The 26,703-nt window shown below is 45.3% G+C and carries 30 protein-coding genes, 4 tRNA genes and 1 pseudogene; 15 read left to right on the top strand and 20 right to left on the bottom strand.

Going from position 1 to position 26,703, the window contains the following annotated elements:
• Window positions 1-23: 23 nt before the first annotated feature.
• Together CEQ32_RS22385 and CEQ32_RS22380 are read right to left on the bottom strand one after the other, a co-directional pair.
• Entirely contained in the window at window positions 24-1,136 is a 1,113-nt protein-coding gene (locus CEQ32_RS22385) for a PilT/PilU family type 4a pilus ATPase (RefSeq protein ID WP_037420771.1), read from the bottom strand.
• A gap of 9 nt (window positions 1,137-1,145) precedes the next feature.
• Window positions 1,146-2,183 carry a type IV pilus twitching motility protein PilT gene (locus CEQ32_RS22380; protein WP_037420775.1) on the bottom strand — a complete coding sequence of 346 codons (1,038 nt, stop codon included), beginning with the start codon at window positions 2,181-2,183 and terminating at the stop codon, window positions 1,146-1,148.
• Between the two features lie 35 nt (window positions 2,184-2,218).
• On the opposite strand from CEQ32_RS22380, the gene CEQ32_RS22375 reads away from it, so the two are divergent.
• From CEQ32_RS22375 to CEQ32_RS22340, 8 genes are all read left to right on the top strand, one after another.
• Window positions 2,219-2,932 (top strand): YggS family pyridoxal phosphate-dependent enzyme, encoded by a 714-nt coding sequence (locus tag CEQ32_RS22375; RefSeq protein ID WP_088587025.1) that lies wholly within the window; start codon window positions 2,219-2,221, stop codon window positions 2,930-2,932.
• A gap of 223 nt (window positions 2,933-3,155) precedes the next feature.
• A complete protein-coding gene (gene proC / locus CEQ32_RS22370) occupies window positions 3,156-3,974 on the top strand; it encodes a pyrroline-5-carboxylate reductase (protein ID WP_088586904.1) in 819 nt (272 codons plus the stop codon).
• A gap of 74 nt (window positions 3,975-4,048) precedes the next feature.
• Window positions 4,049-4,597 (top strand): YggT family protein, encoded by a 549-nt coding sequence (locus CEQ32_RS22365; protein ID WP_037420784.1) that lies wholly within the window; start codon window positions 4,049-4,051, stop codon window positions 4,595-4,597.
• Window positions 4,597-4,887, top strand: coding sequence for a DUF167 family protein YggU (yggU, locus tag CEQ32_RS22360; RefSeq protein ID WP_037420787.1), 291 nt, complete (start codon window positions 4,597-4,599; stop codon window positions 4,885-4,887). Before CEQ32_RS22365 ends, yggU begins: the two co-directional genes overlap by 1 nt.
• Before the next feature lie 73 nt (window positions 4,888-4,960).
• On the top strand, window positions 4,961-5,395 hold the full coding sequence (locus CEQ32_RS22355) for a DUF4426 domain-containing protein (protein ID WP_037420790.1): 435 nt from the start codon (window positions 4,961-4,963) through the stop codon (window positions 5,393-5,395).
• Between the two features lie 114 nt (window positions 5,396-5,509).
• Window positions 5,510-6,127, top strand: a complete 618-nt coding sequence (gene rdgB / locus CEQ32_RS22350; RefSeq protein ID WP_037420793.1) for an RdgB/HAM1 family non-canonical purine NTP pyrophosphatase — start codon at window positions 5,510-5,512, stop codon at window positions 6,125-6,127.
• Entirely contained in the window at window positions 6,127-7,284 is a 1,158-nt protein-coding gene (gene hemW / locus CEQ32_RS22345) for a radical SAM family heme chaperone HemW (protein WP_055647820.1), read from the top strand. The genes rdgB and hemW overlap by 1 nt, the downstream gene beginning before the upstream one ends.
• Before the next feature lie 152 nt (window positions 7,285-7,436).
• Entirely contained in the window at window positions 7,437-9,284 is a 1,848-nt protein-coding gene (locus CEQ32_RS22340) for a DUF885 domain-containing protein (protein WP_055647819.1), read from the top strand.
• 626 nt (window positions 9,285-9,910) lie between these two features.
• Here CEQ32_RS22340 and CEQ32_RS22335 read toward each other — a convergent pair.
• From CEQ32_RS22335 to trmB, 5 genes are all read right to left on the bottom strand, one after another.
• Entirely contained in the window at window positions 9,911-10,852 is a 942-nt protein-coding gene (locus CEQ32_RS22335) for a LysR family transcriptional regulator (protein ID WP_011625622.1), read from the bottom strand.
• Between the two features lie 404 nt (window positions 10,853-11,256).
• Window positions 11,257-12,078 carry a YggN family protein gene (locus CEQ32_RS22330; RefSeq protein ID WP_055647818.1) on the bottom strand — a complete coding sequence of 274 codons (822 nt, stop codon included), beginning with the start codon at window positions 12,076-12,078 and terminating at the stop codon, window positions 11,257-11,259.
• Window positions 12,079-12,256: 178 nt separating this feature from the next.
• Entirely contained in the window at window positions 12,257-13,171 is a 915-nt protein-coding gene (gene glsB, locus CEQ32_RS22325; RefSeq protein WP_011621971.1) for a glutaminase B, read from the bottom strand.
• Complete coding sequence (locus tag CEQ32_RS22320; protein ID WP_037420808.1) at window positions 13,171-13,497, bottom strand: YggL family protein; 327 nt, start codon at window positions 13,495-13,497, stop codon at window positions 13,171-13,173. The genes glsB and CEQ32_RS22320 overlap by 1 nt, the downstream gene beginning before the upstream one ends.
• A 47-nt stretch (window positions 13,498-13,544) precedes the next feature.
• The gene (gene trmB / locus CEQ32_RS22315) at window positions 13,545-14,261 is read right to left on the bottom strand and encodes a tRNA (guanosine(46)-N7)-methyltransferase TrmB (protein ID WP_055647817.1); all 717 of its coding nucleotides are present in this window, start codon (window positions 14,259-14,261) and stop codon (window positions 13,545-13,547) included.
• 179 nt (window positions 14,262-14,440) lie between these two features.
• Here trmB and mutY point away from each other — a divergent pair, with 179 nt between their 5' ends.
• Window positions 14,441-15,553 carry an A/G-specific adenine glycosylase gene (mutY, locus tag CEQ32_RS22310; RefSeq protein ID WP_055647816.1) on the top strand — a complete coding sequence of 371 codons (1,113 nt, stop codon included), beginning with the start codon at window positions 14,441-14,443 and terminating at the stop codon, window positions 15,551-15,553.
• Window positions 15,554-15,562: 9 nt separating this feature from the next.
• On the top strand, window positions 15,563-15,841 hold the full coding sequence (locus CEQ32_RS22305; RefSeq protein ID WP_037420816.1) for an oxidative damage protection protein: 279 nt from the start codon (window positions 15,563-15,565) through the stop codon (window positions 15,839-15,841).
• Window positions 15,842-15,913: 72 nt separating this feature from the next.
• Here the strand turns inward: CEQ32_RS22305 and CEQ32_RS22300 are convergent, their stop codons facing one another.
• Both CEQ32_RS22300 and CEQ32_RS22295 read right to left on the bottom strand, forming a co-directional pair.
• The gene (locus tag CEQ32_RS22300) at window positions 15,914-16,489 is read right to left on the bottom strand and encodes a YceI family protein (protein ID WP_055647815.1); all 576 of its coding nucleotides are present in this window, start codon (window positions 16,487-16,489) and stop codon (window positions 15,914-15,916) included.
• 4 nt (window positions 16,490-16,493) lie between these two features.
• Window positions 16,494-17,045, bottom strand: a complete 552-nt coding sequence (locus CEQ32_RS22295; RefSeq protein WP_047533772.1) for a cytochrome b — start codon at window positions 17,043-17,045, stop codon at window positions 16,494-16,496.
• 387 nt (window positions 17,046-17,432) lie between these two features.
• Between CEQ32_RS22295 and CEQ32_RS22290 the strand changes: the two genes are divergently transcribed.
• The 4 genes from CEQ32_RS22290 (at window position 17,433) to CEQ32_RS22275 (ending at window position 18,225) form a co-directional block, all read left to right on the top strand.
• A tRNA-Phe gene (locus CEQ32_RS22290) sits at window positions 17,433-17,508 on the top strand.
• A gap of 21 nt (window positions 17,509-17,529) precedes the next feature.
• Window positions 17,530-17,605 (top strand) — tRNA-Thr (locus CEQ32_RS22285).
• Window positions 17,606-18,052: 447 nt separating this feature from the next.
• Window positions 18,053-18,128, top strand: a tRNA-Phe gene (locus CEQ32_RS22280).
• A gap of 21 nt (window positions 18,129-18,149) precedes the next feature.
• Window positions 18,150-18,225: transfer RNA gene (locus CEQ32_RS22275), tRNA-Thr, on the top strand.
• 57 nt (window positions 18,226-18,282) lie between these two features.
• On the opposite strand, the gene CEQ32_RS22270 is transcribed toward CEQ32_RS22275, so the two are convergent.
• Entirely contained in the window at window positions 18,283-18,468 is a 186-nt protein-coding gene (locus CEQ32_RS22270) for a hypothetical protein (RefSeq protein ID WP_037420841.1), read from the bottom strand.
• A 154-nt stretch (window positions 18,469-18,622) separates the two neighbouring features.
• Between CEQ32_RS22270 and CEQ32_RS22265 the strand changes: the two genes are divergently transcribed.
• On the top strand, window positions 18,623-18,967 hold the full coding sequence (locus tag CEQ32_RS22265) for a DUF3634 family protein (protein WP_037420843.1): 345 nt from the start codon (window positions 18,623-18,625) through the stop codon (window positions 18,965-18,967).
• 75 nt (window positions 18,968-19,042) lie between these two features.
• On the opposite strand, the gene CEQ32_RS22260 is transcribed toward CEQ32_RS22265, so the two are convergent.
• The 10 genes and pseudogenes from CEQ32_RS22260 to CEQ32_RS22215 all read right to left on the bottom strand — a co-directional run bounded on the left by CEQ32_RS22260 (window position 19,043) and on the right by CEQ32_RS22215 (window position 26,682).
• Complete coding sequence (locus CEQ32_RS22260) at window positions 19,043-19,255, bottom strand: hypothetical protein (RefSeq protein WP_181159889.1); 213 nt, start codon at window positions 19,253-19,255, stop codon at window positions 19,043-19,045.
• A 91-nt stretch (window positions 19,256-19,346) separates the two neighbouring features.
• The gene (locus CEQ32_RS22255; protein WP_088586902.1) at window positions 19,347-19,898 is read right to left on the bottom strand and encodes a DUF3833 domain-containing protein; all 552 of its coding nucleotides are present in this window, start codon (window positions 19,896-19,898) and stop codon (window positions 19,347-19,349) included.
• Window positions 19,886-20,434, bottom strand: a complete 549-nt coding sequence (locus CEQ32_RS22250) for a chalcone isomerase family protein (protein WP_088586901.1) — start codon at window positions 20,432-20,434, stop codon at window positions 19,886-19,888. Before CEQ32_RS22250 ends, CEQ32_RS22255 begins: the two co-directional genes overlap by 13 nt.
• 20 nt (window positions 20,435-20,454) lie before the next feature.
• Window positions 20,455-21,006: a DUF2878 domain-containing protein gene (locus CEQ32_RS22245; protein WP_226871858.1), complete on the bottom strand. Its 552-nt coding sequence runs from the start codon at window positions 21,004-21,006 to the stop codon at window positions 20,455-20,457.
• A 42-nt stretch (window positions 21,007-21,048) separates the two neighbouring features.
• Window positions 21,049-22,305: an SAM-dependent methyltransferase gene (locus tag CEQ32_RS22240; protein ID WP_037420850.1), complete on the bottom strand. Its 1,257-nt coding sequence runs from the start codon at window positions 22,303-22,305 to the stop codon at window positions 21,049-21,051.
• A gap of 1 nt (window position 22,306) precedes the next feature.
• Window positions 22,307-23,098 (bottom strand): DUF1365 domain-containing protein, encoded by a 792-nt coding sequence (locus tag CEQ32_RS22235; protein ID WP_088586899.1) that lies wholly within the window; start codon window positions 23,096-23,098, stop codon window positions 22,307-22,309.
• A complete protein-coding gene (locus tag CEQ32_RS22230; protein ID WP_088586898.1) occupies window positions 23,095-24,345 on the bottom strand; it encodes an NAD(P)/FAD-dependent oxidoreductase in 1,251 nt (416 codons plus the stop codon). Before CEQ32_RS22230 ends, CEQ32_RS22235 begins: the two co-directional genes overlap by 4 nt.
• Entirely contained in the window at window positions 24,342-25,142 is an 801-nt protein-coding gene (locus CEQ32_RS22225; protein WP_069453298.1) for an SDR family NAD(P)-dependent oxidoreductase, read from the bottom strand. The genes CEQ32_RS22230 and CEQ32_RS22225 overlap by 4 nt, the downstream gene beginning before the upstream one ends.
• Window positions 25,142-25,459, bottom strand: a pseudogene (locus CEQ32_RS22220) (nuclear transport factor 2 family protein); the annotation flags it as partial. The pseudogene CEQ32_RS22220 and the gene CEQ32_RS22225, both read right to left, overlap by 1 nt.
• A gap of 14 nt (window positions 25,460-25,473) precedes the next feature.
• Window positions 25,474-26,682 (bottom strand): IS4-like element IS10A family transposase, encoded by a 1,209-nt coding sequence (locus CEQ32_RS22215; protein WP_001206290.1) that lies wholly within the window; start codon window positions 26,680-26,682, stop codon window positions 25,474-25,476.
• Window positions 26,683-26,703 lie beyond the last annotated feature (21 nt).

The raw sequence follows: 26,703 nt of genomic DNA, 5'->3' as shown, positions 1-26,703 counted from the left end.
CTTTAACACACGACAAAATAGGATTAATCCATATCCAAGGTCACGCCTTCCATAAAGCTCGAACTGGCGGGTTCTTTATTTTGCAATTTAATCATTAACCGCAAGTCGTTGGGTGAGTCAGCATGGTGAAGCGCGTCGGCATAACTGATCTCCCCATCGACATAGAGCTTTAACAGAGCTTGGTCAAAGGTCTGCATGCCTTGCTCATTCGATTTGGCCATGGTTTCTTTGAGTAGATGCAGTTCATTTTTAGCAATCAAACTCGCGACACGTGGCGTATTGATCAAGACTTCAATCGCCGCTCGGCGCCCTGTGCCATCAACTTTAGCCACCAGCTGCTGCGCCACAATGCCACGCAGGTTGAGTGACAAATCGAATAATAGCTGTTGATGTTTACTTTCTGGCACTAAGTGCATAATCCGGTCTAATGCTTGGTTAGCATTGTTAGCATGCAGTGTCGCCATACACAAATGGCCCGTTTCAGCAAAGGAGAGCGCAAACTCCATGGTTTCTTGGGTTCGAATTTCACCGATAAGGATCACATCAGGCGCCTGACGCAGCGAGCTCTTCAGCGCCGCATCAAAGGACTCAGTGTCTATGCCCACTTCACGTTGGGTAATGATACTTTTGCGATGATCGTGCACAAATTCCACAGGGTCTTCAATCGTCAAGATATGCCCGCGGGCATGGGCATTGCGGTAACCGACTAATGCTGCTAAGGAAGTCGATTTACCGGTCCCTGTCCCCCCCACCATGATGATAAGTCCACGCTTACTCATCACCAGATCTTTTAAAATGGGTGGCAGTTTTAAATCATCCACTTCTGGGATTTTGGTCTCAATCCGGCGCATAACACAACCCGGAGACTCACGCTGCCAGAATGCGCTGACGCGAAAACGCCCCAACTCCTTAACCGCAAAAGCAAAGTTACACTCGCGAGTCGTGTGAAACTCCTTCTTTTGCGCCTCCGTCATCACGGACTCGACAAAATCCAAAGACTGCGCGGGCGTGAAGGCACTCTCGGCTAACGGGCGTAACTCACCATCGATTTTGGCGCTCGGCGGAAACCCTGCGGTAATAAACAGGTCCGAGGCTTTACGCTCCACCATGACTTTTAAAAACGGACGGACATCCATCATAAATCCTTAAAACGTCGCTTGTTTGTTTGAGCTCTTCGCCATGGCATCCTCACGGGTGATGAGGCCACGGTTAACTAAGTTTTGCAGACACTGCTCAAGAGTTTGCATGCCATGGGCCATCCCCGTTTGGATGGCGGAGTACATCTGCGCCACTTTATCTTCACGGATAAGATTTCGGATAGCGGGCGTACCCATCATAATTTCGTGGGCAGCCACACGGCCACCACCGATTTTCTTAATCAGGGTTTGCGAAATAACCGCCTGTAATGATTCAGATAACATGGTACGAACCATGTCCTTTTCACCGGCAGGGAAAACGTCAACCACACGGTCAATAGTCTTAGCCGCCGACGTGGTGTGTAAGGTACCAAAAACTAAGTGACCCGTTTCAGCCGCCGTCATCGCCAGACGAATGGTTTCAAGGTCACGCATCTCACCCACGAGGATAACGTCAGGGTCTTCACGCAATGCGCTACGCAGTGCCGCGTTAAAGCTGTGGGTATGGCGATGCACTTCCCGTTGGTTAATCAAACATTGCTTGTTGGGATGAACAAATTCGATTGGGTCTTCAATGGTTAAGATATGATCATGGCGGTTTTCATTGATGTAATCGACCATGGCCGCAAGTGTGGTACTCTTACCCGAACCTGTAGGCCCAGTGACTAACACTAACCCACGGGGAAAACTGGCAATTTTTTTAAAAATTTCAGGCGCACCTAGCTGCTCAAGTGACAAGATATCACTGGGAATGGTACGAAATACCGCCGCAGCGCCGCGAGATTGGTTAAAGGCGTTCACACGGAAACGCGCTAAATTAGGGACTTCGAACGAAAAGTCGATTTCTAAATGTTCTTCAAAGTCCTTGCGTTGTTTATCATTCATAATGTCATAAACAAGGCTGTGTACACCCTGATGATCGAGCGCGGGCAGATTGATTTTTCTCACTTCACCGTCGACACGGATCATGGGAGATATCCCTGCAGAGAGGTGTAGATCCGAGGCTTTGTGTTTTACACTAAAAGCTAATAACTCAGTGATTTCCATAGTTTGGGATATCCTTGCAACTAGATAATTACATCATGACAACAATAGCAGACAGACTCGCCCACGCCCAGAGCAGGATCGCGCAAGCGGCGCAAAAATGCGCACGCTTACCTCACACTATTCGCTTACTTGCCGTCAGTAAAACTAAACCTATCGCAGATATTATAGCCGCCTATAATGCAGGCCAGCGTTGCTTTGGTGAGAACTATGTTCAAGAAGGTGCGACAAAAATTGAAGCGCTAAAAGATACTCATCCCGATATTGAATGGCATTTTATTGGGCCTCTACAATCCAATAAGACCGCCTTAGTTGCCCAGCACTTCGATTGGATGCACACCCTTAGCCGAGAAAAAATTGCCCAGCGGCTTAATGAGCAGCGCCCCACTCACCTTGCGCCACTTAACGTGTGTATTCAAATCAACATCAGTGATGAAGACACAAAATCTGGTATCGATGCCGAGCAAATGCTACCGCTAGCCAATATCATCAGCCAACTGCCGCAGTTAAGGCTCAGAGGCTTAATGGCAATTCCCACTGCAACCGATAACATTACCCAGCAAACCTGGGAACTTACCGAGCTCAAGCAGTTATTCGAGACACTGAAACAGCATTATCCCGATGTCGATACACTATCAATGGGCATGAGTAATGATTTGGACATCGCTATCGAGTGCGGCTCAACCATGGTGCGAATAGGCAGCGCCATCTTTGGAGAGCGGGATTATTCCTCAAAAGAAACGATCAATTGAGTCGATAAGTATCAAACCTATTGCCATTAAAGAGGTCATTGCCAACAGTCGCTATCACAGATTGAAAACTAAGGTATAGCGACTGACTCGGTATTTGGTCTTGTTTTTACAGGCTAAAGCCCAAATACTGTAAAGAGACATTAAATAGAAATTTTTATCCGGTCTAATTTTGTCATCGCTGAACCATAGGATTCAGCCCTAGGCCAGACATTATGGGGTACACATGAGTCAACAAAAAATCTGCTTTATCGGCGCGGGCAATATGACCCGTAGTATTATCAGCGGCTTAATTCGTAGCGGTTATCCAGCATCACAGGTTCAGGCGACCAACCCAAGCCAAGGTAAACTCGACGCTCTCGCTCACGACTTTGGTGTGCGTGTATCCCAAGATAATGCCAGCGCCGCCCAAGATGCCGATGTCATCGTATTATCCGTTAAGCCGCAGTTGATGGAACAAGTCTGCCAAGCACTGCAAGACATTGATATGTCTCACAAGCTGATCATTACTATTGCCGCAGGGATTAAAGCTGAACGCTACAGCCAGTATTTAGCACAACCCATCACGCTGGTTCGCACTATGCCAAACACCCCAATGCAAATAGGCGTCGGCATGACGGGACTCTACGCACCGCAACCCCTATCGGATGCACAAAAAGCCATTACTGAACGATTGATGTCCAGCGGCGGTGAAATAGTGTGGGTAAATGAAGAATCTGAAATTAATCAAGTCATTGCCCTTGCTGGTAGCTCACCAGCATATTTCTTCCTGCTGATGGAATCGATGATTGATGCGGGTAAACAAATGGGCATGGACGAAGCCAAAGCCAGAAGCTTAGTGCAGCAAGCCGCCCTTGGTGCTGCTATGATGGCTAAACAAAATCCTGAGCTCACGCTGGGTAATTTACGGGAAAATGTCACCTCTAAAGGTGGGACAACGGCGCAAGCCATCGCCACATTCGAAGCAGCAGATCTCCGTGGCGTCGTAAAAAAAGCCATGGAAAACTGCATTAATCGCGCAGAAGAAATGGCAAAAACATTTTAATTAAACCACTTTCCCGACGGCTCAAACAAAGATAACGGGCGTTTTTAATTGGACTCATATAGGCAGAAATCTCGATGAATGCATTAACCTTCTTGATCAGCACACTCTTCGATTTGTATTTGATGGTAGTGATTTTGCGGCTCTGGCTCCCCTTGGCACGGGCCGATTTTTATAACCCTTTTAGTCAATTTATCGTGAAAGCAACTCACCCACTCATCGCCCCAATGCGCCGAGTGATCCCATCAATAGGAAGATTTGATACAGCCTCGTTTGTGTTGGCATTATTGGTTGTCATCGTAAAAGTCTTGCTATTGAGCCTTATCGCCGGTGGCGCTATTGATATTGTGCTGTTCTTTGTATTTGCGCTTGTCACTGTCATCAAACAGACGGGCATTTTGCTGTTTTGGATGTTGATCATCCGGGCGATTTTGAGCTGGTTCAATCAAGGCTATAATCCGATCGTGATGATTATGGGGCAATTAACCGAGCCCATTTTGGCCCCAGTGCGCCGCATCATTCCGCCAATTGGAGGCTTAGATCTGTCGGTAATGTTGGTGATTATCGGCATGAACTTTATCAACATGCTGTTGGCGCAATACGTACCTTTTTGGGCCGTGATTTAATGAGCGCAGTCATTATGCAGCAAGGCGACTTGCTGCTTAATTTGTATATTCAACCTAAAGCGAGTCGCGATCAGATAGTTGGGCTTCATGGTGATGAGTTAAAAGTCGCCATTACCGCCCCGCCTATTGATGGCAAGGCTAATGCCCATTTAAGCAAGTATTTAGCCAAGGCCTTTAAAGTCCCTAAAAGCGATGTTCACATCCTTAAGGGCGAATTGGGGCGCCATAAACAGGTACGGATTAGCGCTCCTAAAAACGTCCCGACAGAAATCGCGACACTGCTCGAATAAACACAGCGTTGGAAGTCTAGGTTCAGATACATATAATCAAGCAATCTCTCATATTAAGTTAAGGTACAACATTATGTTACGTAACCTCCTAATCATGCTCGCATTAACAGCTAGCCTTTGTGGTGTCGCTAATGCCGAGCAAAAAGAAACCGTCGGTAATTTTGATATTCATTATATCGCGTTAGGAAGTACCTTTCTGACCCCCAGTATTGCTAAAACCTATGGCATTGAGCGTAGTAGCTACAAAGGTATTATCAACATCGCGGTATTAGATACGAGTGAAGAAGGCTCACCCGCCGTGCCTGTTGAAATAACCGGTGTTGCCAATAACTTACTCGATGCGCGTATCGATTTAAAATTTAGAGAAATCCGTGAAGGTAAGGCCATTTACTATATTGCTGAAGTCCCATACCGCGACGATCAAGAGATTAATTTCAACATCGCCATCAAGTATAGGAACCAGCTGAATACTAACCTACAGTTTAAACAAAAGTTCTACGTCGAATAATCTCAGCCTCACAGGCAGGACGATATCAATTATCGTCCTGCCTTTTTCTGTCCTTTACCGCTCAGCTTGGGTATCATTGCCGCCGTAAACATCGCTCAATGAAATAGGTATCCCATGCAACAAATCGTCCTCGCCAGTGGCAATAAAGGTAAACTTGCCGAATTCGATCAAATGCTCGCCGCCTACGGCGTAAAAGTGCTGCCACAAAGCCAATTTAACGTTAGCGAAGTGGCCGAAACGGGCACCACCTTTGTCGAAAACGCCATTATCAAAGCCAGACATGCGGCACAAATTACTGGACTTGCCGCCATTGCCGATGACTCGGGATTAGAAGTCGATTTACTCCAAGGTGCACCGGGCATCTACTCTGCGCGCTATGCGGGGGAGAATGCCAAGGATCAAGACAATGTGTTAAAACTCTTAGACACATTAAAGGATAATCCTGCGCCGCGTACGGCCAGATTCCAATGCGTTTTAGTCTATATGCGCCATGCGAAAGACCCAACGCCCATCATTTGCCAAGCCGCGTGGGAAGGCCAAATCGATTTCGTACAACGGGGTGACAACGGCCATGGTTACGATCCGATTTTTATTCCAGAACACCATGATTGCAGCGCAGCCCAAATGAGCAGTGACGAGAAAAATGCCTTGAGTCACCGTGGTAAAGCGTTAGTGCAACTGATTGCTGCCATGCAGGAAAAAGGCGTATTTACCGACGGGAACGCCCAATAATGTCAGTGAATGTGTCACCTCAGTTAACCCTGCCGCCGTTGAGCTTATACATCCATATCCCTTGGTGTGTACAAAAATGCCCTTACTGCGACTTTAACTCCCATGGGCAAAATGGCGAATTACCCCAAAAGGCCTATGTGGATGCGCTGCTAGCGGACTTACACCAAGACTTGCACTTAGTACAGGGCCGTAAGCTGCACACTATTTTTATTGGTGGTGGAACGCCGTCTCTATTTGATGCCAATCAAATCAAAAGGATATTGGATGGCGCCAACGCGCTAATTCCCTTTAGTGACGATATTGAAATCACCATGGAGGCCAACCCTGGTACCCTAGAGCACGATGACTTTAGTGCCTACCGCGCCGCCGGGGTCACTCGGTTATCGATTGGGGTACAAAGCTTTTCTAAGGATAAGCTTAATCTGCTGGGGCGAATTCACGATCAAAACGAAGCCCAAACCGCCGCCCAAAAAGCCAGCCAAGCGGGTTATTTAAGTTTTAATTTGGATTTGATGCATGGACTTCCGAATCAAAGTTTCACCGAAGCCATGGCAGATATCGATACCGCAGCCGCACTTAATCCACCGCATTTGTCTTGGTATCAACTAACGATTGAGCCCAATACTTTGTTCCACTCCAAGCCACCGCAACTGCCCGACGATGAAGATCTCTGGCAGATCTACGAACAAGGGCAACAAAAGTTAGCGGCACTCGGTTATGAGCAGTATGAAATCTCGGCCTATGCCAAACCTGGCTATCAGTGCCGGCATAACCTTAACTATTGGCAGTTCGGCGATTATTTAGGTATAGGCTGCGGTGCCCATGGCAAAGTGACCTTACCTGAAGAAAATCGCATCATTCGCACGGTCAAAATCAAACACCCTAAAGGTTATTTAGCGGCCAGCAACTATACCTTCGAACAAACTAAAGTCGCTCAAGAAGATCGCGCCCTCGAATACTTGATGAATCGTCTGCGCCTAATGACGCCAATCCCTAAACAAGAGTTTGAAGACAGAACCGGTTTACACCGAGACACCTTAAAGGATGGGATGGAAAAGGCCAAACAACGGGGTTTACTCACCGAATCGGCTGAACATTGGCAATTAACCAGTAAAGGTCACATGTTTGTGAACGATTTACTAACGCAATTTTGTTAATTCACTGATTAAATTCCCCATATAAATAATGTGTTAGCCTAGTTTCTTCGATGAAGCATCTTTTATGGCTAACACATTTTCTAACATTTATATTCATACATTTTTCCCCTGCTTCTTTAGAATTGCCTGAACATTGTTAAGGAAGCCTGATCATGCCAATAAAAACGAACATCAGCTTAGTCGCATTTACCCTCTCCGTCCTGCTTGCACTGCCTTCCTATGCAGTGCCCAGCTTAAATGACTCACATAATGTGACCAGTACAAGTGTTGCAGCCCAAAGCGAGTCAGAAAAAGCCAATGCCTTGTTTGAAACCATCTTCATGGAAAACATCATGGCAAGCCCCATTGCGCAAACCTATATGGGCATTAAGCAGGACTATGATAAGTGGGATGACATTGGCGACGAGGCGGATGCCCGTGAATTGGCGCGCACTAAGAAACAACTGGCCGAAGTGAATCAACTAGATGCGAGTAAGCTTGACCCCCAAACTCGCCTAAGCCTGACGTTACTCACCCAAAACCTGAATAACGATATCAAAGACTATCAGTGGCGTTACCATAACTACCCAGTAAATCAGATGCATGGCGGCCACTCGATGATCGCCTCCTTCCTGATTAATCAACACCAGATCACCGATGTCAGCGATGCTAAGGCCTATATCAGCCGCTTAAATAGCGTGCCCAAACGCCTAAGCCAACTGCAACAGGCGCTAGAAGTGCGCGCTGATAAAGGCATTATTGCGCCTAAATTTGTGTTCGGTTACGTGATATCTGACAGCCAAAACATCATTAAAGGCGCCCCCTTCGATAAAGGCGAAGACAGTGCACTGTTGGCGGATTTTCGCAAAAAAGTGAATGCACTCAGCATCTCCGAGGCAGAAAAAGCCCAACTGATTGCCGAAGCTGAAAAAGCACTAGTCTCGCAAGTTGAGCCTGCATACAAGACGCTTATCGCCTATATCAAAACCTTAGAAGCCAAGGCCGATACCCGCGATGGGGTTTGGAAACTCCCCGACGGCGAGGCGTTTTATAACAATGCCCTTGCACGCACGACGACTACCCACATGACGGCGGATGAAATCCATCAGCTCGGTCTTGCCGAAGTGGAACGCATCCATAATGAAATGCGCGCCATTATGAAAAAGGTGAATTTTAACGGCACCTTGCAAGAATTCTTCACCTTTATGCGCGATGATCCACAGTTCTATTATCCAAATACCGCCGAAGGCAAGGCGGCATATTTAGCCGATGCTACCAAGCTTATCGATAATATGCGCTCACGCTTGGATGAAGTCTTTAAGGTCAAGCCAAAGGCAGCCATGATAGTCAAACAGGTTGAAGCCTTTAGGGAGAAATCTGCGGGTAAAGCCTTTTATGAACAACCGGCGCCCGATGGCTCTCGCCCTGGCAGCTACTACGCTAATCTCTACGATATGAAGGCCATGCCCAAATACCAAATGGAAGCACTGGCTTACCACGAAGGGATCCCAGGCCACCATATGCAAATCGCCATTTCGCAGGAGCTGAAGGATATTCCTAAGTTCCGTAAGTTCGGTGGCTATACCGCCTATATCGAAGGTTGGGGGCTCTACAGTGAGTCTTTCCCGAAAGAAATGGGCTTATATGCCGATCCATACTCCGATTTTGGTCGACTGGCGATGGAGTTATGGCGAGCTTGCCGTTTAGTGGTCGATACCGGGATTCACGCCAAGCAATGGACCCGCGAACAAGGGATTGCTTATTACGTCGATAATACCCCTAACGCAAAATCCGATGCGAAGAAAATGGTGGAGCGTCATATCGTTATGCCATCGCAAGCCACAGCCTATAAAGTTGGGATGATTAAGTTACTCGAACTGAGACACAAGACGGAAAAACAACTGGGTGATAAGTTTGATATCCGGGATTTCCATACTTTAGTCTTGGCAAATGGCGCGCTGCCTTTGGATGTGCTGGAAGAGCAAGTCGATCAATGGATTGCCAGTGTTAACAAAACCTAAGCTTCAAACCTTGGGAGGCTCACGCTAGTCTCCCTTGAACACCGTTGCGAATGAAGTGATTAAATCGCAGCCAATAAAAAAGCCACTATCAAGTGGCTTTTTTATTGGATTTATCACCAGCTTGGTCATAAAACCCTATCTCACTGTGGATCACTATATTTGATGAATTAAGCTCAATACTTAACACTCGGTGTGACTTTAGGGTACAGAGAGACAAAACTCATTTCCCACGATTAAACCATCAGAAAAAAATTACCTCAGCCTAATAAGCTGAGGTAAACCAAAAACTAGGATGATGGTTTAAAAGCCAACATTGTTTTAGTTCGCAAACTTCTGCTGGCGGTGATTCGAAACCGCAATATTGCAGACCTGTACACTCATATCGAAAGGGGTCATTTCCAATAAAAGCATAGGACTCAGGTCATTCCGAATCATCTGGCAATCATTGTATTCATTTAAGAACAGACCTCAATACAAGCTTCAAAAACTTGTTTTAGACAATGCTAAAAAACCAAACTAAAATGCAAGACAAAAAAACATATAAGCAACTGATTTCATTTAACTTAAAATATCATCAAACGTTTCCAAAACGCATTAAACGCATTTTAAGAACAATGTTTCCAAAATTACTGACGCTCACTGAAAAGTTCAGCATAAGGGATATCCCAATAAGGCGGATTACCAATATGGTCTTTAATAAACTCAATGAAAGCACTCACCTTAGGCGCTAAATGCTTACGACGTGGATACACCGCCTGTAGCGGTAAATGATGAGTCAATTGCCAATCTCTCAATAGTGGCACCAAGGTACCTTTAGCGATCTCATCTTCCATCAAGTAACTAGCAAGATATACAACCCCTAAGCCACTGATCGCAGCTGATTTTAAAGCTGGAGCGTTATCTACCCTAAAGTTACCAGAGACACCTATCTCACAGTAATCATCGCCCTTTTTAAACTGCCACATGCTGTGCTCATGCCACTCACCTTGATACACTAAGCAGTTATGGTCGACTAATTGCTCTGGACGCGAAGGTTCGCCATGCTTAGCAATATAATCGGGTGAGGCAACGAGTAGGAACTGACACTTCATCAAAGGTCGCGCCACCATACCAAGGGGAAGCTGCTCAGACATAGTTAACAGTAAGTCTAAACCTTCACTGACCACATCCACCTTATGATCAAGCAAACTGACTTGCAGTTCGAGCTCAGGGTGTTTTGCCATAAAGGATGGCAGTGCGGGAATGATATGCATAGCGCCAAAGGACTGAGAAATACCCACCTTTAACACGCCGCGGGTCGCATCGTTTAAATTATGCACGCTAGCAATCGCCTGCTCAGCATCGCGGAGTAACTCTTCACCTTGCAGATATAACAAATGCCCAGCTTCAGTCAAACTTAAGCTGCGAGTAGTACGCTGGATCAGTTGAACACCGAGTCTATGCTCGAGATCGGCTACCTGCGTACTAACCTTAGATTTAGAGATCCCAAGCCTTCTTGCGGCCGCACTGAAACTTCCGGCTCTGGCCACATGAGTAAAAATCGCAATAGGTTCTAACAGTTCTAACATGGAAAGTCGCCTTAAGCAGTTTCGACAGTGATTTAAACTTTCGGAATAACGCAGGAATGCAGCATTCCATAACGCCTTAATATCTCACAGCAAATGGGTTCGTTGTAGAGATTTAAACCGAAAAAGTCAGCTAAAGTAGAGTGTTTTATCTGACTGAGTTGCCAGCTTTTCATTATATTTTAAGAGTATACCAAACATTAGTCTGAAGAATGTAACATTCCACACTAAATAGCCGCAAGCATTGGGATTAATATCAAGGTGCTTGGTAACAATTCCCCAATAAAAAGCCCCAAACACAAAGGTGCTGAGGCATTGATCATTTATACTGCTTTATTCATTTTGCCAGCTAGGCAAACGTTCTAGCATAAAAACCTGTTTATTCCCTTAGATATCTTCTGCGATATCTACTCACGCAATTCGTGGTGAGTGTTTTGCGTCAACACGTAAGGTGCTAACTCAGGCACTTCTTTACGCAGTTGATTTTCAAGCACTAGCAGGTTTTCAAAACGGTCACATAAACGGTCGGCTTTCGCTTCAATCCCCTTGGATTGGGATTCAATTTGCTGCTCAATATCATCGCCTAATCTATCCATTTTTTGTGAAAATGCCTCCATCTTAGCATCGAAGGACTCACCATCGCCGGCAAGAATTTGGCCACCGATATTCATTATCAGGGTGCCAATGGAGTTTTGCACGATTTGCTCTATTTCCTGTTCAAACTCATCGTTAAAAGTGTTTTGCATCGACTCTTCGGTCGCACCAAGGTAAAAACTATCGCCCTGCTTGTAGGCTACGGCATCGACACGCTTCTGCACACCTGCCATCATTTCATCAAACTTAGCGCCAGCGGCATCGCCCATCAATGGCGTTAACGCCATACTCACAGCTTGAGAGGCCAGTGCAACCGCTTCATTGACTAATTCAATCACCTCAGGTACCTGAGTTAACACCTCATCGGCATATTGGCTAACTAGCTTCTTCTGCTTATCAGTTAAGGTTACCTGCTTGCCTTCAACGTATAACTTGTCAACCTCGATACGATACTTCTCGGCGCCCTTCTCGCTCATCACTAATTTTTTAGGTTCGACTCTCACATCATAATTAAGGGAAACCTCACAGCGCTCATCAATTTGCGGCTCGGTTTTCGCTTGTGCTGATTGCAAGCCAGAAGCACCTAAAATAACGCCCGATAATGCCACTCCAGTTAATAGCGTATTTATTTTCATTGTGGTTCATCCTTTAATCTGAGTAATTCGACTAAGCTAACATGCTAAAAGACAAATAGCAGAAGATGTGCCAACTTTTTAACAATATGATTAGTATGGAGTTATAAAAATTAGCACCGATAGATGATTAGTGATTTTCACCAATATTTAGCCTAAGGGGGCTAATAAAAGAGGTAAATCAGAAGATTGAACGTCCGAGACGCTGGCTGAGATGCTCAAGCATCGCCGTCCCCGCAAGGGAGTTACCTTGGTTATCTAATTCGGGTGACCAAACGCAGACCGAGAGCTCCCCAGGGATCACCGCAATAATGCCGCCACCGACACCACTTTTGCCAGGCATTCCGACACGATAGGCAAACTCACCAGCGCCATCGTACAAGCCAGAGGTTGCTAACAGGGCATTTAACTGCCGAGTCTGCACTTGCGAAATAAGCTCAGTGCCATCTAAGGTTTTACCGCGATTAGCTAAATACAGCATCGCCCGCGATAGATCGGCGCAGTTCATTTTTAAGGCGCAGTAATGAAAATAAGTGCGCAGCACTGTATCGACATCACCTTGAAAATTGCCGAAGGATTTCATCAGATAGGCGATGGCCGCATTGCGAGCACTGTGCTGATATTCAGAATCCGCCACTTGCTTATCGAAACAAACTTTATCGTTTTGACTCAGCGCCCTGACCAATTCCAACATCCGATGCTTAGGTGCCCCTAAACGGCTCTGTAATAAGTCAGCGATGACTAATGCGCCAGCATTAATAAAGGGATTGCGAGGTTTACCCCGCTCGAGTTCGACTTGGACTAATGAATTGAAGGAGTGTCCCGAGGGTTCTTTGCCGACGCGGCTCCAAATTTCTGTTTCTTCATATAAAGTTAGCGCTAAGGTTAAGCTGAAAACTTTAGAAATACTTTGAATTGAAAATGGCTCAAGGTAATCGCCTGCGCCTATGGTTTCACCGTCAATAGTGGTCACGGCAATGCCCAATTTGCCAGCATCAACATTGGCGAGCGCAGGAATATAATTAGCAACCTTTCCTTGGCCGAGCAAGGGTCGAACTTTGTCGACCACTTCCTCTAATAACGCCTGTTCTGGCATTAACTCCACCAGATATCGTACAGTTCGCTAACTTCGAGTTGAGTCACTTTTTGACCCGCCCAGAATGCCTTAACAGCAGCGATATCTTCCTCGGTGCACTTGCCGATAGTTTGGGTCGCAATAATACCTTCCCATTCGATATGACCACCGCCATGGAAGCCTAGCTTACGGGCTTCAATCACCTCATCAATAAACTTATCGACAGTTGCATCAATTTCAGCTTCAGAGACTGATGCATCGAACGTCCAAGTGATGTCAAAACCTAACTCTTGGAATTCATCGACGCGCATTTTCTTACGTAAACGACGGCTACGATTCGTTGCCATAGTGATTTTCCCCGTTGTGTTAAAAAACCAATAAAAAGATAACGATATTAAGCGATACGCTCGAACATCAGATCCCATACGCCATGGCCAAGGCGATGACCGCGGGCTTCAAATTTCGTGAGTGGCCGATGATCCGGACGCGGTACAACAGTACCATCGGCAGATTGATTCTTGTAACCGCTCGCCACATTCATCACTTCCAGCATATGTTCGCTGTAGTTTTCCCAGTCGGTTGCCATATGGAATACGCCGCCAATCTTCAGTTTACGGCGGATCAATTCGGCAAATTCAGCTTGTACGATACGGCGTTTGTGGTGGCGCTTTTTATGCCAAGGATCGGGGAAGAACAACTGCACACGCGTCAGGCTACCATCGGCAATCGCATGTTCTAATACTTCCATCGCATCATGGTGATACACACGAAGATTGGTCACGCCCGCGACAGCGGCATCACTTAAGCATGAGCCAACACCAGGCTTATGGACTTCAATACCGATAAAGTTCAGCTCTGGTGCTTCTTGCGCCATTTGCACTAAAGAAGCGCCCATACCGAAACCAATCTCCAGTACAGTGTCAGCTTCGCGGCCAAAAACTTCGGCTAAATCCAATGGTGTTGGGCTGTAATCTAAGCCCATTGTTGGCCACTGAGTCTCAATGGCTTGCGCTTGACCTTTAGTCAAACGCCCTTCTCTTAGGACAAAGCTTCTGATCTTACGCAGATACTTGCCTTCTTCATTAAATTCAGCGGTAGTGACTTCGCTCATTTTTGCCTCGTCTCGTGGACAACACCCTCTAAAAAGAAGGGCATTATCCAAAGTTCAACTTACAGTGCAAGCACTAATGGAGGCGAAGTATAACAAGATTCTTCGCCGGAGCGAATCTAGCACTGTTTTTCCTGTGAGAGTGACTTGTTTGCCGCCCTATCTCCCGCTACACTGCGCCGATGAAATCTACAGCCTCCTTTGCAACACGTATCGTTAATTGGTACGACACCCACGGTCGTAAAACCCTCCCTTGGCAGCAAGATAAAACCCCATATAGTGTATGGGTTTCAGAGATTATGCTGCAACAAACTCAGGTGGCGACTGTTATTCCCTATTACCAGCGTTTTATGACGCGTTTCCCCGATGTATTAGCCCTCGCTAACGCCCCGGATGATGAAGTATTGCACCATTGGACTGGCCTTGGTTATTACGCCAGAGCTCGCAATCTGCATAAAGCCGCTAAGATGATCCGCGATGAATATCAAGGACAATTCCCGACGAATTTTGAGAAAGTGCTAGCACTGCCAGGTATTGGCCGCTCGACAGCGGGTGCTGTGCTATCCCTATCACTTGGGCAGCAGCATCCGATCCTCGATGGCAATGTTAAGCGCGTCCTAGCAAGACATGGCGCGATTGCGGGCTGGCCTGGACAAAAACCAGTGGAGGAGCAACTCTGGCAATTAACTGAACAGTTAACGCCAGAGCAGGATATTCAAAAATATAACCAAGCCATGATGGATATTGGTGCCAGTATTTGTACTCGCAGCAAACCAAATTGCGCCGCTTGCCCTGTGGCTATCGATTGCAAGGCCCAACTTATGGGTAGGCAAACCGATTTCCCAGGTAAAAAACCGAAGAAAACTATCCCAGAGAAATCTGCTTGGATGTTGGTTTTGCTCAAAGATAATCAAGTATTCTTGGCTAAGCGCCCTCCTGCTGGCATTTGGGGCGGACTCTGGTGCTTCCCCGAGTTTAATACTCAAGCCGCACTCAATGCAGAGCTTGAAGCCCAAGGTTATAAAGCCGCTCAACTCGAACCATTAATTGGTTTTAGGCATACCTTTAGCCATTTCCATTTAGATATTCAGCCCATGCTACTGAATTTAGATAGTCACGCGAATGGCTACAACAAGCAAACCGCGGGTAAACAGATCGTGGGCGCAGTCATGGAACAAAATCAGTCTCTCTGGTATAACATAAATCAACCTTCCAAAGTGGGGCTCGCCGCCGCAACCGAGCGTGTGCTAGCCAATTTGGAGTCACTCATAACCGCTACAGTCAGTAAGCAGTAAGGAATAATCATGGCGCGTACAGTCAATTGCGTATATTTAAATAAAGAAGCCGACGGCCTAGACTTTCAACTGTATCCAGGTGATTTAGGTAAACGCATTTTTGATAACATCAGTAAAGAAGCTTGGGGCCTATGGCAGAAAAAACAGACCATGCTGATTAACGAAAAGAAACTCAACATGATGAATGTTGATGATCGTAAGTTTTTAGAAGAGCAAATGACATCCTTCCTGTTCGAAGGTAAAGACGTTGAAATTGAAGGCTTTGTGCCTGAAAAAGATCAAGAATAAGCCTAAGTGCCTATCCATAAATAGCAAAAAAGCGCCTAAGAGCGCTTTTTTGTTACAGGAGAAATGGCGTGCTTACTTACGCACACCTTCTACCACTAAATCTAATTCAACATTGGCAGATGCCGGACCTAAGTCCATCTTGATGCCATAATCTTTCATCGCAAAGGTGGTAGTACCGGTAAAGCCGGCACGATATCCGCCCCAAGGATCTTGACCTTCACCCACAGCATGCGCTTGAATCGCAAGTGGTTTAGTCACACCGTTTAGCGTGAAGTTACCCTTGATAACCATATCGCCATTACCTTTATCTTCAACCGAAGTAGAAACGAAAGTCGCTTCGGCAAATTTAGCAGCATTTAAAAAGTCAGCGCTACGGATGTGTTTATCACGCTCAGCATGGTTTGAATCCACACTTAAGGTGTTCACTTTTACATTCACTTTGGCTGCAGCTGGATTTTTAGCGTCGTAGCTGAAATCACCGCTGAAATCATTAAAACGGCCAACCACATAGCTATAACCTAAGTGACTCACTTTAAAGGTAATAGAGGCATGGGCACCTTCACGATCAATCACATAATCGGCAGCAGATGCAGCCATAGGTGCCAGTAAAGACCCGCCAATCAAAGCCGCTAATAGTTGTTTTTTCATTATATTATCCTCGGTTAAATTTAATCATCTTGAGTAATGTTGAATCTTTATCGATAAAATGGTGCTTTAGAGCACCTAAGGCATGCAGTACAACCAAAGCAATCAAGCTATAGGCGGCATATTGATGAATATCCCCCGCTATATCAGCCTGATTTTCAATCAGCGGCGTCAGACCAGGTAACTCAAACCAGTCAAACACCATAATTCCTCGCCCCTCTGCCGTTGAAATCAAAATGCCTGCGGCCATAATCAGCAGTAATAAGAGGTAAATCGCGCCATGGGCAATCTGGGCAGTAACCTTTTCCCATGGCTGATGATTTTGCTCTGGTGCAGGCTTTGGATTAATCAAACGCCAAACTAAACGAAATAACGTTACCGCCAGCAGCAAAATCCCGACGCTTTTATGCCAATGTGGAGCCGTTTTGTACCATGGGCTGTAGTAGGTCAACTCAACCATCCAAACCCCCATGGCAAATAATCCAATCACGGCTACAGCGCTCAACCAATGGCTTGCAATAGCAATAAGTCCATAACTTAACTTAGTATTTCTAAACATACTGCCACTCCGAACCTTTATACTTCTGCCACATAATTAAATAATAGTCATTATCATAGAACTAAAATTAAAAACTAAAATCAGTAAAAATAGCTTATATCTTTCTAAAATTTAGAATGTTTGTCATTTTAACGTTTTGAAGCTGATAGCAAGGTTAGTAAAGGCAATATATTCGAGTGGAAATACAACTTAGTGATATTAAACTGAACCGATTTTGATAGGTTTATAGATAAAAAACAGCCAAAGTGCACATTAAACAGTCGAACACATCATTTATCAGGAAAAAGCACTTGCAGCGGCTAAATACCCTCGCTAATATAGCCGCACTTCGAATGAGACAGCATTGAGTTGTCAGTTTTAAGTAGTCAACTAACGCTTAGTTTAGTTGCCCGAATAGCTCAGTCGGTAGAGCAGAGGATTGAAAATCCTCGTGTCCCTGGTTCGATTCCGGGTTCGGGCACCATTATTCAGCAGTAAAAGTTTAGCCGGCATAGCTCAGTTGGTAGAGCAACTGACTTGTAATCAGTAGGTCCCGAGTTCGACTCTTGGTGCCGGCACCATAAAAAAACAAAAAAGCCACTCAATGAGTGGCTTTTTTGTATCTGGGATTTCAGTCAAATCATATAACTCCACTCTAAGTCACAACCAACCTGCTCTCGATAATTGCAGCGGTTTCCAAGCTCGACTTTTGCTCCTGACACCATTCAAACAAATATTGATTTACGGCTTTACACTTAAACTTTGCCAATTTTCAAAGTTCGGAGGCAGAGACTAAGGTGTTATTCGCGCCTCCCACTATTTAATTGTATTAAGCCATTGATAGTTAGGCTAAGTAAGCCTTTCACATTCAAGTAAAGCGATAAATATTGCGCATTTTGTTTAATACTTGGTCAGTCGAATTAAAAGGGCTTGCACACTGAAAGCGTGCACTATATGATACGCGCACTTCGAACGAATGGGGTGTTAAACTCACGATTTGAAGTAGACAACTAACGCTTAGTTTAGTTGCCCGAATAGCTCAGTCGGTAGAGCAGAGGATTGAAAATCCTCGTGTCCCTGGTTCGATTCCGGGTTCGGGCACCATTATTCAGCAGTAAAAGTTAAGCCGGCATAGCTCAGTTGGTAGAGCAACTGACTTGTAATCAGTAGGTCCCGAGTTCGACTCTTGGTGCCGGCACCATAAAAAACAAAAAAGCCACTCTTTGAGTGGCTTTTTTGTATCTGTGATTTTAGCAATTTACTTTATCAGCTCATGCACTATCGGCCTATCCCCCGTTTGGACTTGATGCTGCAAGTGTCGCCAACCATGAGTTAACTCGCTTAGCGGCTCTTTTCGCTCAGGAAAGTGCGAAGATAATTTGTCGATCACTTCAATTTGCATTTTACACAATAACGACCAACGGTCTGCATTTGATAGGTACATAGCGTTTTCCTTAACGAAGGGGATGATATTTCCTTAATTGATTAACACTAGGTCATAAACCTAACGTTGCCAAATTAAAATTGCGTGTTAGCGCACTGTTAAACATTGCTACTCCAGAGTATCTTTATTCTATAAACATAAGATAGGAGACATCATGACAGCTACGATTTTTAAACTTATTTTTATCGCAATTGGTTTGTTTCTGGTTTATAAGCTGATATTTGGTGGTAAGAAGGGATCGACTATTTTCGAAATGCACTTTAAAGACGGCCGTATGACTCACCACAAAGGCAAAATCCCCGAGCGTTTCGAGAAGGAATGTCGACATCTTGCTAAAGCAGATAAACTCACTTGTACTATCAGAGCCGAGAAAAATACCGACGTCCGACTACATATATCTGCCAATGTAAATGACAATCTACAACAAAGGATCCGTAATCAATTTCCCTTTGAGTATTACGATAAGAAGACAGTGGATAATAGTCGTCAAGCGGGTTAATTTTCCGAATCATCAGCCCTTATGTCAAAGTAAGGGCTGCACAATCCACTCAAACTCTATTGAGATTGATCAATCTTAGAATTTAATCGGATCCTTTGGCTCTAGCTTTCCATCTTCGCGCGCATCACGAACACGGCGCTCATTATCTTGCACCATAGGATCGCTACTCGATTGATGAGGATCTGCTTGTTCCTCTGAAGTGTCTTCGAAACGAAAATCAATGTTAGAACAAGCTGTTAATGAAATACTTGCTAACACAGCCAGTAACATCCAATACTTTTTCATTATATGATTCACGATAGATTGCTTTGAGCCAGTCTAGAGCAGTCAGAGAGCGATTATTAGCCAAGCCATACCGTTAACCATGGCAGCAAGCCGCTTAATCTAGCTTTTGGATCACTAAAGTCACCTTAGCAACGGTAACCCCCCACTTAATAATGTCGCTTTTATTGATGATGGTATTGTCATTAACTAAAAACATCCAATCATCAAAATGCACTTGGTATTCATCACCATCAACAGGCAATAACATATCGTAGCGCCAGCGCAGCGCGCTTCCCCTCGCCTCACCTACTGCAGTACCAATAATATCGCCTGCCGTGCCGGTATATTGTCCATCACCTAGGGAGGTTATACGCCAGATACGGGTTTGGGTTTCACCGTCATCATAGACAAACCATTCATCGATAACACCTTCGTTCCCTTGCCAACTCGCCTCCATAGTGACATTGAATTTACGGATCACTTTGCCACTAAAATCCTCAACGATGCCCGATGCCTTAAGCGGGCCATTAAAGAATTTTTCCAATACTAATGGTGGATTTGTACCTTGATAATCAGCTACTTCAACCGAGGAACAACTAGATAACAGGCTGAGCATCAATAAACTTAAGATGACATTTTTAGTCCAATTTAACTTTAACAATTGCATGATTTTTCTCCTAGTAATTGCGCTCGTAAACTTGGACGACTGGTTTTAGTCGATAACCAAATCGCTAAAAAAGCCTGTGCAAATTGTGGTTCTTGGATAAGCCCGAGGGGTTGTTGATTAAAATAAAATTGACTCTGGTTTGCATCGATAATCTTAAAACTTAAATGATCACCTGGCGTGACATCAGGCCAAATACCCTTTAGTAAATTAAGCCAGCGACCAATATCACTATCGGCATAACCTAGATGTCGCCATTGGTCGGCTGTGGCTTCCAGTAAATCTGCAGCATCAATATCACGATAATATTCAATATCTAACAGTTGCGGATACTCCCCCTGCTGATACTGACCGGTTGGCGTCATCAGACGAGCTTTATATAAGTTGAACCACAGCCAATCCATTTCGCCGCGCCCAACCTCAACAAGATCCTGGGTCACCGAGTTATCGACCGTAGCGGTTGAATTTGCATATCCAGGAAAAAGGAGTAACAACCCAAAGATGGCGCTAAGATACGTTTTAGTCGATAGCATAGACATCCGATTCCTCCACTTGAAAATTAACGATCGCACAAGCGACGATGTTCAAGCCCATAACGCCTAACTGGCCTATAACTACGGGATATTTTGATAAACAGCGGCAATAAGATAGCCCAAACAACAGCAAGGATAATCATGGAAATACTTTCGCCAAAAGGAAGCGTCACCGCATTAAATTGCGCGCCCGCAATGTAGCTAAGACTGCCAAAAACACCACCCAATATAACCTGCAAAATAATAGGTAAAGCACGCATAAAAATGAGGCTATGGTGCAGGCTCAAGGCAAAATGCAGCCATAGACAAGCGAGCCACCAAGGTAAAACGGTAAACTCAAATACCCCGAACAAAGTGAGCAAGGTATCAATCACGATACCCAGCAATCCCACCTTAATCATGGTACTGAAGTCCCGAAACACAGCTTGTCGGTTTTCAACCAAAGTCAACAGTAAAAAATGAATCAATAACAATGAGATATTGAGTAACAACACTCGATTGCCCCATAAGATGCTACTCCACCAAACACACTGAAAGCTCAAGGCGTTGTAGATAATAACCCCTTGAAGCTTAGACATATTTTGAATGTATCTGACCATAGGGAGCATCTCTGCGCGACGTTAACTACGGTTAATCGTATTAGGTAAACGATACCCGGGACGTACAGCCACTAAATGCACAGTGCTTGTGGTGCGCTCTAAAAATCCGCCTTCGCAGTAACTGAGGTAAAACTTCCACATGCGAATAAAATCTTCTCCATAACCAAGGGCTTGGATTTGGGCAACGGAACGATCAAAGTTGTCGTGCCAATCCTTTAAGGTTTTGGCGTAATCTAAGCCCATGTCATCAATCGACCAGACCTGCATATCGGTGCGCTTCGCCAAATGGCCAACCATTTGGTGAACCGAAGGCAAACAGCCACCAGGGAAAATATATCGCTGAATAAAATCAACGCTTTTACGATAACTATCGTAACGCTGATCTGAAATAGTGATTGCCTGTAATAACATCCGCCCTTCGGGTTTGAGCAATGATTCCAGCTTTTTAAAGAATCCAGGCAAATATTCATGACCTACGGCTTCAATCATCTCGATAGACACCAATCTATCGTATTGACCGCTAAGATTTCGATAATCCTCGGTCAGCAAAGTCACACTATCGCTTAGCCCTTCACGTTCGACCCGCGCTTTAGCATAGGCATATTGGGCATCGGAGATGGTAGTGGTCGTAACGTGCACGCCATAATGTTTAGCTGCGTAAATCGCCAAAGCGCCCCAACCAGTACCGATTTCTAATAGGGTTTGCCCCGGCTTTAAATCGAGCCGTTCACAAATGGTTTTGAGCTTATGTAGCTGCGCATCAGCAAGGCTTGCCTCGCTATGGGGATACAAGGCACTGGAGTACAGCATTTCACGGTCTAAAAACTGCTCATACAACGCATTGCCCAAATCGTAATGGGCAAGAATATTACGCTTAGAGCCCTGTTGAGAATTACGGTTAAGCAAGTGCTTAAAGCGATTAATCGAGCCAGTAAGCCAACTAAATTTAGCTTCAATCTGGTCAAGCAACGGCAAATTTCGAGCAAAAAGTTGCACGACTTTGGTTAAGTCAGGGCTGGTCCAATGGCCTTGAATATACCCCTCACCTGCACCGATGGAGCCTGAAAACATCACTTGACGATAAAAGCTCGGATGCTTCACGACTAGCGTTGCATGTAGCTCACTGTGGTGCTCACCAAAACGATAGCTTTTATCCCCCTCGACTAAGGTTAAACATCCGTTAGGGAGATTTTCTAAGGCCTTGAGCAATAGCTTACGGGCAAGACTGTCAGGCAATTTTGCCGTAACAACTGAAGATTGCGATGCAGTGTTTTCCATATTATTTCTCCATTTGAGCAGGATGTGGCACAAAAGGCACTCGTTTGTAGAACAGCTTTAACGCCTGCCAGTAAATCCCACCGAAAATTTTCAACGTCATAAAAGGAAAGCGAAACAACAGCGTCCTAAGTGATGTGGCATTAATGTCTTGGCGAGTCATCGAAAGCGTTGCATTAAATAAACGCTTGCCTGAATGATTCGGCAGATTTTCTATACCAATATTTAAGCGTTCAGTGGGGGGGGCAACATGCCACTGGTAGCGCATATCAAGATTCATAAAAGGCGAAACATGGAACACTTTATCCGTTGTTTCAGGAGCCGATAAATCCACTAAATAGCAGTGGCGCTGATCCCACGGGGTGTTACTCACTTCGGCAAGCATGTATAAAGGCTGTTGATTTTGATAACAAAAATAGAAATTTACCGGGCTAAAATACACGCCAAAATGCCGAATTTGCCCAACAAATAGCACTCGATTACATCGCTCTTCACCGCCCAATTCTGCCAGTTGCTGAAGCACTCGGCTCTTGAGGGCTGAAGCACTCGGCTCCTCTATATCGAGTTTGCGGTTAAGATTGTCCTTTGAGGTAAACGTAGTGAGATAGTCCGCAGGATTAAATCTCAGCAAGGCGCGGCGCTGACTAGCAAATATCCGCCCCATACGACTGATAGAATCAACTTCATCCAAATCAATCGCCAGCAACGCCATTTGGTAGCTAAAGTGATGTTTTATTGGGGTAAAGCGACTATGCGTCACTGTGCCGTAGTAAATACCACTATTGAGCTCACTCATAGGCTGATCCCAAAATGGTCGCAAACATCTAACGCACTACGTACACCATCTTCATGGAAACCATTGTGCCAATAGGCCCCTGCAAAATGGGTGCGGTTTTTGCCAGAAATCTCCTCCCGCCTTGCCTGTGCCTGTAAACTACGTTCGTTAAAGACTGGATGAGCATAGTTGAAACGACGCAGAATTTTCGACTCATCAATGAGCTCACTCTGATTAAGCGTTACGCAAAAGGTTGGCGCGTCGCTAGGTAGGCGCTGCAGAATATTCATATTGTAAGTCACAGAGGCAGGGCGTTTTTTATCGCCATCTAAGCGATAATTCCAACTTGCCCAAGCCGCTTTACGCTTAGGTAAAATGCGGGTATCCGTGTGCAGCACCACTTCATTATTTTGATACTGTAAGTCGCCCAAAATGGCTTTTTCAGCGGAGGTAGCATCGGTTAGCATTCCAAGCGCTTGGTCGCTATGGCAAGCGAGTATCACTTCATCGAACTCATGCCACTCGCCATTAACCTGCAGCTTGACGCAATCATCATGGCGTTCGATGGCACTAACTGGGCTGTTTAAATGCAGATTATCTTTAAATGGTGCAATTAATTCAGGAATATAACTGCGAGAGCCGCCCTTAAGCACATACCATTGTGGTCTGTCCGTCACATTTAACAGTCCATGATGCTCGAAGAAACGGATAAAAAAGCGCAGCGAAAAAGCCCGCATATCTTCAATGCTCGATGACCAAATCGCCGCGCCCATTGGCAAAATATAATGCTCAGCAAAAAAAGCTGAAAAGCGCTCTCTGTCGAGGAAATCCCCTAAATTAGCATCAGGATATTGGTCCAGCTGATAAATGGCTTTACAGCTTTTATTAAATCGAACAATTTCATTTAAAAAGGCCCAAAAGCGCGGATTCAGGAGGTTACGCTTTTGGGCAAACAAACTCGCAAAATGATGGCCATTGTATTCAAGCCCAGTGAGCGCATTGTGCACGCTAAAACTCATCTCTGTCGGCAAAATACTGACATTGAGGCGGGCTAACAACCGCTCAAAACGGGGATAAGTTCTATCGTTAAATACGATAAACCCAGTATCTATCGCATAGGTTTTACCTTGATAATCCACATCCACAGTGGCAGTGTGACCACCGATATAATCATTAGCCTCAAATACAGTCACTTTGTGTGACTGGCTCAATAGATGAGCGCAGGTCAGCCCTGAAATCCCAGTACCTACAATGGCAATATTTTTCATCTTCCGGTGTCCTTTAGCGCTTTTGCTTGGCTATCTCTTTGGATCATTTTTTGCCATACAAATGCTGGTAAAAATGACATCAATTTCAACAAATAAGTAAATCGTTTTGGAAAATGGATCTCTGCGTCGCCGCGTTCGATACCAACACGAATCGCCAACGAAGCCTCATGCACATCAATTTGCATTGGCATGGCAAAGTCATTTTTGGCGGTTAAGGGGGTTGCAACAAATCCAGGGCAAATCACGCTGACACTAATATCATCTTGCGCAACATCGAGTGACAGACTCGCAGCCAAGTACTTAACGCCCGCTTTAGATGCGCCGTAAGCCTCGGCACGGGGAAAGGGTAAATAAATCGCGCTGGAACTCATCAAGGCTAATTTCGATCCTTTTGGCATTAGAGGCAAAAATGCCCCTAAACAGTAGCCCATCGCAATCAAGTTAGTGTGTATGACTCGCTCAAAGAGCTGATCATCAAAATGTTTTGCATCGTCGATATACTCACAACTACCGGCGTTGAGGATCACGATATCCAATAGACATTCACTGCTCGAGAGCATATCGCCTAGCTCAGTAGCAGCCTGCTGGACTTGAACACGATCGCTAATATCAAAACTCAAGCAAGTGGCGCCTATCAATTCCTTCTGCGCCAACAAATCAAGTTTTGAGGCGTCACGGCCACAGGCAATCACATGCCAACCCAAGGCCAGATAATCCTTTGCTAACTGCAAACCGATACCTGAACTTGCCCCAGTTATCAGCACTGTATTGATTTTTTTGGTGAGCAAAGAGGTCATTACTTAGCCGCCCTATCTTTAAGCAAGCGAATAAGTCCGCCCATACAAGGCAAATGTTCATACAGCATTTGCCCGAGGTCGAAATAGTCCCGATGAAAATAAATGCGCTGATGAAACTTAAGCTGGCTCATCCCATCAACCCGAACTATCTCTCCTTTATTGAGCTTAGGATGACGATATTGCATTTGCCAAAAAAGCGATGCTTGAGTGTCATCCTGTAATACTTCTTTGATTTCAAAATGAATATAGCCAATATTTTGATAAAGCTTGGCAAAATACTGTGTCAACGCGTTTAAGCCATTCACTTGATGCATAGGACTGAAGGATCCCCTCATAAATCAGCCATAGCATAGCCATATTTGAGCAACTGATTGGCGAATAATACCCAGGCCGCCAGCAATTCTTTCTCCGTGATTTGATAATCAGGCCGCCTGAGCACCTCCAATCCCAAGCGAATCGTTGAGAGTACCGTTCGATGCCCAATGGTATTGGCCTGAAAATGCTTATCCCAGCCCTGTTGCTGTGCGTGTAAACCAACTAGCCACAACAGGCATTGAACCATCAACGCTATCAGTAGGATGATGTCGAATCGCTCTGGACTGTTGGTACGACTTTGGCGTAAGCCAAAGCCGTATGCCGGGCTTTTGAGGTCACGAAAGGTTTCCTCTATTTGCATACGTTTGGCGTACAGGTTTACCAGCTGCTTTGGGCTCCGAGATTCTGGTGGTAAATTGCTGGCTAACACCCAAGGCTCTTTCGCCGATGTTGAGTACGTTTTTGCCGATGGATGGTGGCAATTAGTCCTCGTTGAACGCTGATTTGTACGCCCCTTAGGTTTGCTACGATAAAGCGTGAGATGGCAATTGATAGGGTTAGTTTTGGTCAAGGTCTTACAACCCAGGCTCTTCGCTTGACCGTTGGCCAAGTCATGTGTACTGCGAACTGCACGCCAATTTTCAGCGCCAATATCTGCAAATTGAACTGTACCGCGAATACGGCTTAGCCAAAACCAACCATGCGCCTCAACCTCTTTGTACCAAGGCACTTTGAACCCCGCGTCAGTCACGATGAGAGGGGTAACATGCAAAGGTAAAATCTTGGCTAAGTCCGCTAAAAAACCGTTGTGGGAGGCCTTAGAGCATTGTTCTGATAGGGGATAGGACTTCTCATACAGGGTAATAGAGCGGCCATTGAAGGCTATTGAGGCGCGCAGAGCCATGATGCGTTTATGCTCTCGGATGTCTGACCAATCGACGAGCACAATCGGCATAGGGTTACCAGAACAGATGAGGCTGGCATGCCATTGGTAGACAGCTAACCGTTCTTGATGCAGATGCGTGTTGCCGAGCAAACGATCAATGCGCTTGATGTTGTGCTTGGTTCGGGCCGTGGTTGGTAAATTTCGACCTAACTCAGTCAAGGTCAGTGTCTTACATTCAATCAGTGCCTTAGAGGCCAGCATCAAGCTGTTTAATCGTTTTAGGTGAAGTTCTGGGCAGTATTGGTGTAAAGAATGTTGTAGGATATTGGCTTCGCGCATCTTGTTGTCCAAGTGTAGTTT

Source organism: Shewanella sp. FDAARGOS_354, assembly GCF_002209245.2.
GTDB classification, from domain to species: domain Bacteria; phylum Pseudomonadota; class Gammaproteobacteria; order Enterobacterales; family Shewanellaceae; genus Shewanella; species Shewanella xiamenensis.
The sequence above is the reverse complement of the archived record's forward strand: the minus strand, read 5'-3'. Positions and strand labels throughout refer to the sequence as shown.